Source organism: Aliidiomarina minuta, from assembly GCF_003987145.1.
GTDB lineage: Bacteria > Pseudomonadota > Gammaproteobacteria > Enterobacterales > Alteromonadaceae > Aliidiomarina > Aliidiomarina minuta.
In genome coordinates this window covers 1,044,176-1,056,945 of the sequence record NZ_PIPL01000001.1, presented here as the reverse complement: position 1 = coordinate 1,056,945, position 12,770 = coordinate 1,044,176, and the positions used below count along the sequence as shown (strand labels likewise).

9 protein-coding genes are annotated in these 12,770 nt (G+C 49.6%); 5 read left to right on the top strand and 4 right to left on the bottom strand.

The features are described from left to right. Nucleotides 1-105: 105 nt before the first annotated feature. A complete protein-coding gene (gene cysB, locus CWE09_RS05055; RefSeq protein WP_126802914.1) occupies nucleotides 106-1,080 on the top strand; it encodes an HTH-type transcriptional regulator CysB in 975 nt (324 codons plus the stop codon). A 75-nt stretch (nucleotides 1,081-1,155) separates the two neighbouring features. Here cysB and CWE09_RS05050 read toward each other — a convergent pair whose 3' ends face one another. The 3 genes from CWE09_RS05050 to pabB all read right to left on the bottom strand — a co-directional run bounded on the left by CWE09_RS05050 (nucleotide 1,156) and on the right by pabB (nucleotide 4,563). Continuing rightward, on the bottom strand, nucleotides 1,156-2,529 hold the full coding sequence (locus CWE09_RS05050; protein ID WP_126802913.1) for an L-serine ammonia-lyase: 1,374 nt from the start codon (nucleotides 2,527-2,529) through the stop codon (nucleotides 1,156-1,158). 74 nt (nucleotides 2,530-2,603) lie between these two features. Continuing rightward, on the bottom strand, nucleotides 2,604-3,203 hold the full coding sequence (locus tag CWE09_RS05045; protein ID WP_126802912.1) for a CoA pyrophosphatase: 600 nt from the start codon (nucleotides 3,201-3,203) through the stop codon (nucleotides 2,604-2,606). Next, nucleotides 3,196-4,563, bottom strand: coding sequence for an aminodeoxychorismate synthase component I (gene pabB / locus CWE09_RS05040; protein ID WP_126802911.1), 1,368 nt, complete (start codon nucleotides 4,561-4,563; stop codon nucleotides 3,196-3,198). Before pabB ends, CWE09_RS05045 begins: the two co-directional genes overlap by 8 nt. A gap of 117 nt (nucleotides 4,564-4,680) precedes the next feature. On the opposite strand from pabB, the gene CWE09_RS05035 reads away from it, so the two are divergent. Together CWE09_RS05035 and CWE09_RS05030 are read left to right on the top strand one after the other, a co-directional pair. Beyond that, on the top strand, nucleotides 4,681-6,204 hold the full coding sequence (locus CWE09_RS05035; protein WP_126802910.1) for a fumarate hydratase: 1,524 nt from the start codon (nucleotides 4,681-4,683) through the stop codon (nucleotides 6,202-6,204). Further along, nucleotides 6,204-7,496, top strand: a complete 1,293-nt coding sequence (locus CWE09_RS05030; RefSeq protein ID WP_126802909.1) for a DNA recombination protein RmuC — start codon at nucleotides 6,204-6,206, stop codon at nucleotides 7,494-7,496. Before CWE09_RS05035 ends, CWE09_RS05030 begins: the two co-directional genes overlap by 1 nt. Before the next feature lie 30 nt (nucleotides 7,497-7,526). On the opposite strand, the gene CWE09_RS05025 is transcribed toward CWE09_RS05030, so the two are convergent. Next, on the bottom strand, nucleotides 7,527-8,075 hold the full coding sequence (locus CWE09_RS05025; protein ID WP_126802908.1) for a sn-glycerol-3-phosphate transporter: 549 nt from the start codon (nucleotides 8,073-8,075) through the stop codon (nucleotides 7,527-7,529). 186 nt (nucleotides 8,076-8,261) lie between these two features. On the opposite strand from CWE09_RS05025, the gene smc reads away from it, so the two are divergent. Both smc and zipA read left to right on the top strand, forming a co-directional pair. Next, on the top strand, nucleotides 8,262-11,732 hold the full coding sequence (smc, locus tag CWE09_RS05020; protein WP_126802907.1) for a chromosome segregation protein SMC: 3,471 nt from the start codon (nucleotides 8,262-8,264) through the stop codon (nucleotides 11,730-11,732). Between the two features lie 22 nt (nucleotides 11,733-11,754). Further along, nucleotides 11,755-12,765 carry a cell division protein ZipA gene (gene zipA, locus CWE09_RS05015; RefSeq protein ID WP_126802906.1) on the top strand — a complete coding sequence of 337 codons (1,011 nt, stop codon included), beginning with the start codon at nucleotides 11,755-11,757 and terminating at the stop codon, nucleotides 12,763-12,765. Nucleotides 12,766-12,770: the final 5 nt, after the last annotated feature.

Sequence of the window (12,770 nt, the reverse complement as noted above, 5' to 3'; positions counted from 1 at the left end):
TTGTTTGACAGCTTGCATAGATATTGAGAATCTTAGACTTATTGGGAATATAAGTACATTAAAACGCCACCTGCTTTTACGCTGGCATGCAACCAAGGCAACTCTATGAAATTGCAGCAACTACGTTACATTGTTGAAGTACTTAATAATAACCTGAATGTATCAGCAACGGCTGAACATTTGTACACCTCGCAGCCAGGAATCAGTAAACAGGTTCGTATGCTTGAAGATGAGCTGGGCGTGCAGGTATTTGGGCGTAGTGGTAAACACCTGACTCACGTTACCCCCGCCGGTCAGGATGTGATTGAGATTGCACAGCAGATACTGTCTAAGGTGGATGCTATTAAAGCTGTGGCTGCGGAACATACTCAACCTGATCAGGGTAAGCTTAATATTGCGACTACTCATACCCAGGCGCGTTACGCGTTGCCACCGGTGATTAAGCGTTTTATTGATAAGTACCCGAAGGTGTCTTTACATATGCATCAGGGCTCGCCACAGCAAATCAGCGAAGCGGCAGCTAAAGGTAAAGCTGATTTTGCTATCGCAACTGAAGCACTGCATTTGTACAACGACCTGGTAATGTTGCCGTGTTATCACTGGAATCGCTCAATTCTGGTGCCGCATGATCATCCGCTGACTAAACTGGATAAACTCAGTATTGAGGATGTTGCTAAGTTCTCGTTAGTTACTTATGTGTATGGTTTTACCGGGCGCTCGGAACTGGATAAGGCTTTCAGCAAAGCCGGACTGGATCCACAGATTGTATTTACGGCTACCGACGCTGATGTTATTAAAACCTATGTACGTATGGGGCTGGGTATTGGTGTAGTGGCAAGCATGGCGTATGAGCCGGGTAAAGATGATGACCTCGTGGCCTTGCCAGCCGGGCATCTGTTTGACCATTCAACTACTAAAATTGGTTTTCGCAAGGGCACTTTTTTGCGTAGTTATATGTATGACTTTATTGAAGGTTTTGCGAGCCACCTGACCCGGGATGTGGTCGATAAAGCCATGACGATGCGCAGTTATGATGAACTTGAGGCGATGTTTAAAGATATTGAATTGCCGACTTACTAAGAAAGCCGCCCATTACTTTGCATACAGGTACGTTGCATACAGGTACGCTGCATATAGAAAGGGGCGGCTCTTTTTTTAACACTCAGTAATATTAACAGCCAGACCGCCACGAGCGGTCTCTTTATATTTCGTTTTCATATCGTTACCCGTATCCCACATGGTCTTAATGACCTTATCCAGTGAGACCTTATGGTCGCCACTGCCGCGCAAAGCCAGTCGTGCGGCATTAATGGCTTTCACTGAGCCCATCGCATTACGTTCGATACAGGGTACCTGAACCAGCCCGCCTACGGGATCGCAGGTAAGGCCAAGATTGTGCTCCATACCGATTTCAGCAGCGCATTCGACCTGACTGACAGTGCCGCCCATGACCTCAGCCAGAGCGCCTGCAGCCATTGAGCAGGCAACGCCGACTTCGCCCTGGCAACCGACTTCAGCGCCAGAAATGGAAGCATTTTTCTTGTACAGAATGCCAATAGCTGCGGAGGTCAGTAAGAAATCAATGACGGCGTCTTCGTCCAGTTTCCGAATAAAGGTATCGGCGTATTTCATTACCGCTGGAATAATTCCAGCTGCTCCATTAGTAGGGGCGGTGACTATACGCCCCCCCGCTGCGTTTTCTTCATTGACGGCAAGCGCATATAAATTAACCCAGTCCATAGCACCCATTGGATCCTGCACAGTTTCTTCGCTTAGCCGCTTATAAAGATCCGGCGCCCTCCGTCTGACTTTCAGACCACCCGGCAGGGTACCTTCGGTTTGAATTCCTTTGTCGATGCAGTCCTGCATGGTTTGCCAGATATGCATCAGACCTTTACGTACATCTGCTTCAGAACGTACTACCTTCTCGTTGGCCAGCATCAGCTCACCGATACTGATCTTGTGTTCCTCGCACTGGCGTAATAAATCAGCTGCACTGTCAAACGGATAAGGGGCTGGTTTGCTGCTTTGTTCGATGGCTTCTTCCAGGGTTTCATCAAAATCAGCATCACGGACGATAAAGCCGCCACCAATCGAATAATAAAGGTCTTTCAATAACAGTTTGTCGCCCGCGTAGGCGCGCAGCTCCATAGCGTTAGCATGCTTGGGCATAGACTTACGGCGGTGAAACACGATAGCGCCCTGGCGAGGGAATTTAATGTTCTGTTCGCCAAGTAACGTTAATTTTTGTTCTTTGTCGACCTGAGCCAGAAAGTCATCGATTTTACTGGTGTCGACAGATTCCGGTAGTTCGCCGGCAAGGCCAAGAATGACTGCTTTGCCAGTACCATGCCCTTTGCCGGTTTGCCCTAATGAACCAAAAAGCTCGACTTCGACATGGGTGACACTGGCTAAATCAGACTCCGCTTTGACTTGCTGCATAAAGTCATAAGCTGCCCGCATGGGCCCCACAGTGTGAGAGCTGGATGGGCCAATACCTACTTTATACATATCAAATACACTGATCATTCAGTTGCGTGCTCCGTTCTGTTAATTTGCGATGTTGCAGATAGTGTGGGGGTGACAGAGAGTTAACGCAAGATTCAATTCAGTGGTCTGTACAGCTGTGTCTGTTTCGGATCCAATTGTTCGGCTAAATTTCTTATGATACCGGCGGTAGCCCCCCAGATAACCCGCTCTTGCCAGGGTATGAACCAGATCTTATCGTAAATAAATCTTTCCACTTTGTAAGCGTAGTGCTGTTCCTGGCTGAGTAGATGGTGCAAAGGGACGGTGAAAATGTCGGCGACTTCACCGGGATCGGGGTTCCATTCTGGTTTTCTGGATAAAAAACCGACATAAGGGCGAATAATGAACTGGCTGATAACCGGGTAATCCGGTAGCTGCCCTACAATATCAATGCCTTCAGCGCTAACGCCCAGTTCCTCTTCGTATTCACGTAGTGCAGTCGCTTTCAGATCCGCATCTGCCGGTTCCTGACGACCACCCGGGAAGCATATCTGGCCGGCATGATGGCGTAAATGCTGAGTACGCTTGGTTAACACGACCTCAATACTGCGCTCGCCTTCAATTAGCGGAATTAATACCGCAGCCGGTCGCAGGCCTTTCATTTTCAGGGGCCTTGCCGGGCTACTACGGAATAAGTGAAACTGATGTAAAAACTGCGCTCGGGTCTTAATCATCTGCTAATACCGGTAGAATTTTATTCACTTTATCGAGGGTTTCCTGATACTCCGCCAGAGCTTCGGAATCGGCGACAATGCCTCCTCCAGCCCAGCAGTATAACTGTCCTTCACTGGCCACCAGAGTACGAATGGCAATGTTAGTATCGCTGCGGCCGTTCTTACTGATATAACCAATACTGCCACAATAGACACTGCGCCGATGCGGTTCGAGCTGTTCGATAATGGTCATGGCACTGACTTTGGGGGCTCCTGTGATAGAGCCTCCGGGGAATGCGGCGCGGATTAAGTTCACTATGTCACTGGGGTGTGGCAGCTGTCCGCGCACTGTACTGACCAGGTGGTGTACAGCGGCAAAACTTTCTATAGCAAACAGGGCTGGTACCTTGACGCTACCGGGCAGGCAGACACGACTTAAGTCATTACGCAGCAGGTCGACAATCATTAAATTTTCGGCCTGATCTTTAGCCGAATGCAGGAGTGTATTTTTTTCTGCTTCGTCCTGCTTCGGATTTTGCTGACGTGGTCGGGTGCCTTTAATGGGTTTAGTTTCCACTTCACCAGTGGCTGAACTTTGCAAGAAACGTTCTGGTGACAGGCTAAGTACGGCGCCTTCGGGTAAACGAATAAAAGCGGAAAAAGGAGCCGTATTCGCTTCTTTCAGACGCTGATAGGCTTGCCATTCGCTGCCTTCATAAGGAGCCTGAAAACGTTGCGCCAGATTAATCTGGTAACAATCTCCGGCAAGCAGGTGCTCGTGTATCTGTGCAATTTTAAGTTGATACTCAGCTTTGCTCATATTGCTTTGCCATTCACCGAGTAAATGAAACGGAGAATTTTGATGTAATTGATGAGGACGCCAGAAATCAGCTTGCTGACTTAATTCGCTTTGCGGAGCCAGCGCATAGGTGCGCTGCTGCTGGTGATCGATAATCAGCGCGTATTGATAGAACCCCAGAGCGATGTCAGGCAGCTTAATATCGGCCTCAGCGAGAGTGGGTATTTTCTCGATTCGGCGACCTGCATCGTAGGAGAAATATCCGGCGGCTCCACCACTAAAAGGCAATTCATGCTGTCCCTGATAATCTGGCATTTGTTGCAAATACAAAGTGAGTTGTGCAAAAGGGTCAGAATTATTGTCGGCGCTCTTCGTGGACAGGATATTCGTGGACAGGATATGCGTCGACAGGATATGCAAAGGCTTGCGCAATAAAATATCGTAACGACTGTCTGGATGCTGACTGGCAGCTGAGTCTAATAACATCGCCCAGGGTTCGTCGGCAAAAGGGGCAAACAGCAGTCCGGCATCGCACCACTGGTCATAGGGCAATTCGATACTGGCTAAGGGTTCAACAGGCATGAGAAGGTTTCACTCACTGGCAGCTTCATGTAGAACAGAGTATCATAAGCGCCGCTTAAGAATCACTTTTCCTGGCTGCGGCCGGGTCACCACATTTGCCAGGACATGAGGTTATATATGTCGACCATCAAGCAACAGGACTTTATCGACAGCATCGCTGATGCATTGCAGTTTATATCTTATTATCATCCTTTGGACTTCGTGGAAGCACTGGCCGACGCTTATGAGCGCGAGCAGAGCGAAGCGGCAAAACATGCCATTGCTCAAATGCTGCAAAATTCGCGGATGTCGGCTCAGGGCCATCGTCCTATCTGTCAGGACACGGGCATTGTGACCTGCTTTGTCAAAGTGGGCATGGACGTGAAGTGGGATAAAACCGATATGACAATTCAGGAGATGCTGGACGAAGGGACCCGTCGTGCTTATAACAATCCGGACAATCCACTGCGAGCCTCGATAGTAGCCGACCCAGCAGGAACCCGCAAAAATACCGGTGATAACACGCCAGCGGTACTGCATTTAGATATGGTGAAAGGCGCTGAAGTAGATGTCATGATTGCCGCGAAAGGCGGTGGGTCTGAAAACAAATCTAAAATGGTCATGCTCAACCCCAGTGATTCTATCGCCGACTGGGTAGTAGAGACGTTGCCTAAAATGGGCGCTGGCTGGTGCCCGCCAGGTATGATTGGACTGGGCATCGGTGGTACGGCAGAAAAATCCGCAGTGCTGGCTAAAGAGTCGTTGATGGATCCGGTCGATATTCAGGATTTGATTGCCCGCGGCCCGCAAAGCGCCGAAGAAGAGCTGCGTCTGGAAATTTACGAGCGTATCAATAAACTGGGTATAGGTGCGCAGGGGCTGGGCGGCCTCACGACTGTGGTGGATGTTAAGATCAATTCTTTGCCAACCCATGCAGCCTCGAAACCCGTCACCTTGATTCCGAACTGCGCGGCGACCCGACATGTGCACTTTACGCTGGACGGTTCAGGCCCTGCCGATTTGCAACCACCTAAACTGGAAGACTGGCCGGACATTACCTTTGAAGTGGGCGAAAACGTGCGCCGGGTGAATCTGGACAGCCTTACAAAAGAAGACGTGCTGGACTGGAAAATGGGCGAGACCGTATTGCTTTCCGGCAAATTGCTGACCGGCCGCGATGCAGCCCATAAACGCATTGCTGAAATGCTCAGCAAAGGCGAAGAGCTGCCGGTAGATTTTACCAATAAATTTATTTATTACGTCGGCCCAGTGGATCCTGTCGGCGACGAAGCGGTAGGCCCTGCGGGCCCAACCACAGCGACCCGTATGGATAAATTTACCGACACTATGCTTGAGCAGACCGGTATTATTGGCATGATAGGCAAAGCCGAACGCGGCGATAAAACCGTGCAGAGCATTGCGAAACATAAAGCGGTCTACCTTATGGCGGTGGGCGGCGCTGCCTACCTGGTCGCGAAAGCCATTAAGAAGGCAGACGTTGTGGCTTTTGATGATTTAGGCATGGAAGCCATTTACCAGTTTGAAGTTGAAGATATGCCGGTTACCGTCGCCGTAGATTCTATGGGCAATAACGCGCATAAAGAAGGCCCGGCTACCTGGGCGGTTAAAATTGCAGAGCTTGACGAGGCACTGCAAAAATAATGTTGTTAACTCTGGTCTGGTGGCAACTGGCTGCGGCGGCAGTCACTGCGGTGGTTTCAGGCGTCCTGCTTTGCGCCTTATGGCAACAGCGTGGACGGGCGCTGGAACAGGCGCAAAAAGCGCAGCTGGAGCAGCATAACCAGCAGTTGCAACAGCGTCTGGAAACGAGCCAGCTCGAGCAGCAGGAGTTGCAGCTGGAGCTGGCGACTTTGCGTGCGCAGGCGGACCAGGCACGACAAAATGCGGCTGAGAAAATCAGTTTGCTGCAACGCAGTGAAGAGCGTTTGCAAAAGGAATTTGAGCGTCTCGCCAACCGGGTACTAGAGCAAAAGTCTGCCCAATTTGAGAAAAGCAATCAGCAGTCGTTAGCGCATACACTGGCGCCGTTACAGCAGCAGATAGATAGTTTCCGCCAGCAGGTTGCCCAGCAGTTTACTGATGAGACCAAAGAACGTGCTTCGTTAAAACAGGAGCTGACTCAGCTGCGCGACCTGAATAAACACATGATGGATGAAGCTCATGCACTGACTCAGGCGTTAAAAGGTGACAGTAAGCAGCAGGGCAACTGGGGCGAAGTGGTCCTGGCCCGTATGTTGTCTCAGTCGGGTCTGCGTGAAGGTCATGAATATGAGACTCAGAGTCAGCACCGCAATGCTGAAGGCAAGGCATTTAAACCGGATGTTATAGTGCATCTGCCGAATGAAAAAGACGTAGTTATTGATTCGAAAGTGTCGCTGACGGCTTATGAGCGTTATTTTAATGCCGCCGAAGACAGCGACCGTAAACGAGCCCTTGAAGAGCATGTGCGCTCAGTGCGTACTCACATTAAGCAGTTAGGCAATAAAAGTTATCAGCAGTTGGACGGTGTGCGGACGCTGGATTACGTGTTGATGTTTATTCCCATTGAGCCTGCCTTCCTGTTGGCTGTTGATCAGGACCCGGATCTGATCTCGCTGGCGCTGGATAATAATATTATGTTGGTCAGCCCGACCAACTTATTGGTTGCTTTGCGCACCGTTCATAATATCTGGCAGTATGAATACCAGAGCCAGAATGCACAGCGCATCGCCAGCGACGCGGCCCGCCTTTACGATAAATTTGTTGGTTTCGTGGATGATATGAACAAAGTTAAGGGTGCACTGGAAAATACAGGCAAACACCTGGATGGTGCTTTTAATAAGTTAAGTCAGGGGCGCGGCAACCTGGTCAGCCGGGTGGAGAAGTTCCGTGAGTTAGGTGTGCAACCCGGTAAGAAGCTGAATCCTGAGCGACTACTGGATGATGATGACTAAATGCATAGCAAAGTCGGTGTCAGGAGAAGATTAAAAGCTATAGCCGACATTAATCATAGTTCCAGAAGCCCCGAATAGAATTATTTCTGCATTAAAACGCTGATGTTGTAACCCCACGCTGGGAACCGCAGCAGGAGAAATGCCAAAGTGGTTAAAAGGCACCTTATGTTGAAATTCATGCCGATAGCCATGAATAAAACCCGCTGTTATTTTGGCATAAATATGTGTTCGCTGATTCGCACTTAGCGGCTGCCGGAAACCAGCATAGGCATAGACGGTTGACTGTGAATAAGAGTTTTGAAAAAAGCTTATGCCAATGAGCGGTGTCGCATTCTTTAATAACGTTGTTCTATCTAATATGGGCTGCGTGGCAAAATTATCACCAAAGCGTTCAATACCTATTAATTCCTGATGGTTATTATGCTCTGGCTGGGGGTTAAAATGTGTAGTCCACACCGAAGTTTGTACGGAATAAGAGTAAAAATCTGCAATATCATAAAATAACTCGGCGGATCTCGCGGAACCACTAGCCATCAATAGAGCAGCAGTGATTAACAGCGTCCTTTTCTGATTGAGCACTACTGACCTCCCTGAGTGCGAATACTGAGAAAATAAAGGCGATGACCCGGAAGCGGCTAATAATAAACTTTTGCTGTCACGGCTGCAATCAGCGGCCTTATTTTTTACATCTTTCGAGAGTTGTAGTGAACATCACTTTACCGCTAGACTAAGGTTTATTAGTTAGCCAGGCCATAAGCTGAAGCAATGCGTTTAAAACATATAAAACTGGTTGGCTTTAAGTCTTTTGTTGACGCCACTAAAGTTCCTTTTCCCGAGCAGATGACCTGCGTTGTCGGGCCGAACGGCTGTGGTAAGTCTAACGTGATTGATGCGGTGCGCTGGGTGCTGGGCGAAAGTTCGGCTAAAAACCTGCGTGGCGATGCGATGACGGATGTTATTTTTAACGGGTCTACGTCCCGCAAACCGGTTTCTCAAGCCAGTGTTGAGCTGGTATTTGACAACAGTAGTGGTCGCTTACAGGGTGAGTATGGCAGTTATCAGGAGATATCGGTTAAACGTCTGGTTACCCGTGAAGCGCAGTCGAATTATTTTCTGAATGGCACTAAGTGCCGGCGTCGTGATATCACCGATCTCTTTCTGGGAACCGGCCTTGGTCCACGCAGTTACGCTATTATTGAGCAGGGCATGATTTCCCGTTTAATTGAATCACGTCCTCAGGAATTGCGTGTTTTCATTGAGGAAGCAGCCGGCATTTCCAAATACAAAGAGCGTCGCCGGGATACCGAGAATCGTATGCAGCGCACCCGGGACAACCTTGAACGCCTGACGGACGTGCGTGAAGAACTGACCAGTCAATTGCATAAATTACAGCGCCAGGCGGCTGCCGCTAAACGTTATAAAGAGCTTAAAGCGGAAGAGCGAACCCTCAAGGCACAATTGCAGGCGCTTAAATGGCTGCATTATCAGCAGCAGTGCGACCGCGTAGAAGAGCAGTTGCGTGAGCAGCAGACCGAGCTGGAGCGTTGGGTGGCTGAACAACGCGGAACGGAGCGTGGTCAGCACCAATTACGGGATACTCAGCAGGAACTAAAAAATAGCTTTGATGAGTCGCAGCAATCTTTTTATCAGGCCAACAATGATATCACCCGCCTTGAGCAGAATATTCAGCACCAGCGCCAGTTGTCAGATAAAAGGCGTCGTGAAGAAGACGAAGGGCGTATTCAGCTAACTCAGCTTCGACAACATCAGGAAGAAGAACAGCAGGAGCTTGAGTTGATACAAACCCAGCTTGCAGAGCTTGAACCTGAAATGGAACTGGCGGAAGCCGCTTCGATGGAAGTTGGCGATAAAGTTGCGCAGCTGGATGATGACTACCAAAGCTGGCAGCATCAGCAGCAGAGTATACAACAGCAGCGTGCGGCCAAGGAACAACAGCAGCGGGTACTTGTTACCGAACAGCAAGGTATTCAGGTTTTATGTTCTCGTTTGCAGCAGCAAATGGACCAGTTGCAAAAACAGCTGCAGGAGCTGGATACCGGGCAATTGCAAAAAGATGCTACGGAACTGCAGCAGAATGTGAGACAGCAGGAACAGCAGTGCACGGAGGCCCGGCAAGAACTGGCGCAGGCCGAAGGTAAACAGCAGCAGGTGGATGCGCAGCTTGAGGCCTTGCAGGATGAGCTGCATCGGCAGCAGCAGGAAGTACAGCAGTTGTCAGGGCGGGCTTCATCCTTAGAGCAGTTGTTAGCGAGCGCAAACAAACCTGTTTCGCAACAAGCCGGGCAATGGCTGGCCGATAAAAAACACAGCAAAAGCCTGCTGCATATTTTAAAAACTGATGATGAATGGAAACTGGCGGTAGAAGCTATCGCAGGACCCTGGTTACAGGCTCCGGTGGTGTTAGAACCGGTATCCGGCTTGCCACAAGGCAGTGACAGTGGTCGCCTGTTGTTTGTGCAGCCTGCTCAGTTGCCACCAGCGGGTAGTCTGGCGGAAAAAGTACAGGGAGACGCTCGCTATTTATCGTTGTTGCAGGAAGTGCAGGTAGCTGACGATGAGGAACAGGCTCAGCAGTTATTAAGCCAGAACAAGGCGCAGCGGGTAGTGCTTAAAGATGGTCGTCAGTTTGGCCGGGACTGGTTGGTGGGTGACGGTCAACAGGAAGAGGACAGTCAGTTGGTGTGGCAGCAAACACACGACCATGTGGTTGCGCAGCAACAAAAGCTGCAGTCAGAGGCCGAAGCTTTACAGCAGCAAAAGAAGAATTTACTGGAACGCCAGCAGCAACTTCGTGTGCAGCTGCAGAAACAGCGTCAGCAGCTAATGGCAGAACAACAACAGCTGGCTGCTTTGCAGGCCCGCGAGCAGTCAATAACCCGGGAGCTGGCGCAAGCTGATAAACGTCGGGACGAACTTTCAGCAACACAGGAAGAGCTCGACCTGAGTCTGGCTGAGCAGCATGAACGCTTGCTTATGATAGAAGATGAACAGGCTATTCTGACAGAGCAGTTAGCTGCTGACGAACCCGAACAAACGGATTACCAGCAGCAGGGCGAGCAAAAGCGGGCCGAACTGCAGCAAGCCCGGGAACAGCAGCAACAGGTGCAACAACAGCGCCATGAGCTACAGCTGCGGGTGCAGCAGCTAAGCAATAGTGAGCAACACTTAAAGCAGGCCGGTAAGCGCACTGAAAATCAGTTGCAGCAGTTGCAGGAGAAGTTGCATAGTTTGCAGCATGAAGAACAGGGCGATGATATTGCGCAGTTGGAAGAAGACCTGGCTATTGCGCTGGCACGACGGGAAGAAGTTGAACTGGCAAAAAATGAAGTTGCAGAAAAACTGGCTGCAGTTGAACAGGAGCTGGGTGTATTAACTCAGGGGCAGCAGGGTGTGCTGGATAAAATCAATCAGCAGCGCGAGAAAGTAGAGGCCAGCAAAATGGAACTGGCGGCTTCCCGCGAGCGCGGGCATAGTTTACTGGAAGGTCTGCAGGAAACTGGTTATAACCTGAAGGCAGTGCTTGAAGCTATGCCTGAAGAAGCGGAAGAAAATAGCTGGCAACAACGGCTGGATAAAATAGCCCGGTCGCTGCAGCAACTGGGTGCTATTAATCTGGCGGCTATCGAAGAAGCTGAAGCTCAGGCAGAACGTAAAGCTTATTTAGATAATCAGTATGACGATCTGCAGGCTTCCCTGGCTTTGCTGGAAGACGCTATTAAGAAAATAGATAAAGAAACCCGCCAACGTTTTCGCAAAACTTTCGATCAGGTAAATAGCGACTTAGGGCAGTTATTTCCTAAAGTATTCGGGGGTGGCAGTGCTTATCTGGCACTGACCGATGAAGACCTGCTGGAAACTGGCGTGACTATAATGGCGCGCCCGCCAGGCAAGAAGAACAGCACTATTCACCTGCTCTCCGGAGGAGAGAAGGCACTTACCGCTTTATCGCTGGTATTTGCTATATTTCGTCTTAATCCAGCACCTTTTTGCTTACTGGACGAAGTGGATGCGCCGCTGGACGATGCCAACGTGGGCCGGTTTTGCCGTTTGGTGCAGGAAATGTCAGAATCAGTGCAGTTTATTTATATTAGTCATAATAAAATAGCTATGGAAATGGCCTCACATCTGGCCGGTGTAACCATGCAGGAACCTGGCGTCAGTCGCTTGGTGGCTGTAGACGTCGACGAAGCCGTAGCAATGGCCGAAGCCTCCTGATAATAAAAGGTTTGATGTAAAGATGGATAGTTTACGTGTAGTACTTATGATTATCGGTTTGCTGGTGATTCTCGCACTGCTTGCGCAGGGTCTGAGAAACATCCGTAAGAATAACCAGGTGGCTCGTGGGCAACGTGAAAACCTGGAGCGTAAACGCCGTCGTGCTCAGCAGCAGGAACCTGCAGATTTGTTCAGTGCAGCTGAGCAGGTTGAGGTTGATGATGACGAATTGGCAGACTTTGATCCCCTGACGATGAGCCGGTCAAAAAAAAGCGCTTCTGCTAAAGATAAAAAAGGCTCTGCAACAACCAGTAAAGTCGAACCTACTCTGGAGCAGATCGAAATTGACCTCTCTGCCGCTGAAGCAGAACAGGCGCAACAGGACGACATGTTTGCTGATTTGCAGTCAGATGAAGAAAACCGGGTTGTATCTCCCACAAACAGTCCTGAGCCACCTGAAGTGAAGGCGGTGGACGATGGGCAGTGGACCGAGGATGAATTGCATGAGGTGACTGCAGAAGATACTGAACAGCGTGTGGATGAAGAAGTCGTTGCAAACTCTGAAACCGAAGAGCAACAAAAACCGGCAGCTGAACCGGAAATGGAAGTCATTACTTTGTATGTCACCGGTGACATACAGGGCGCTATTCTTTTACAAATGACAACTGAGCTGGGGCTTAAGTACGGCGATATGGACATTCTGCATCGTCACCAGGAATCGTCCGGTCATGGTCCGGTGTTATTTAGCGTGGCAAATATGTTTAACCCCGGTACTTTCGATATTTACAGCATGGAAACTTTTTCAACGGAAGGCATTGTTCTTTTCATGACGTTACCAGTGGAAGGCGACGGTCATCAGGCTTTTACTATGATGTATAATGCAGCGAACAAAATAGCCGAGGCGATGCCCAGAGCCGCGGTGCTGGATGGAAATCGAAACCCGGTAACCAAACAATCGGTGCAGCACGCCTATCAGCGTATTCGTGAGTTTGAACGGCAACAGCGTTTACACCGAAAACCTAGTCAGTGGTAAAGAAA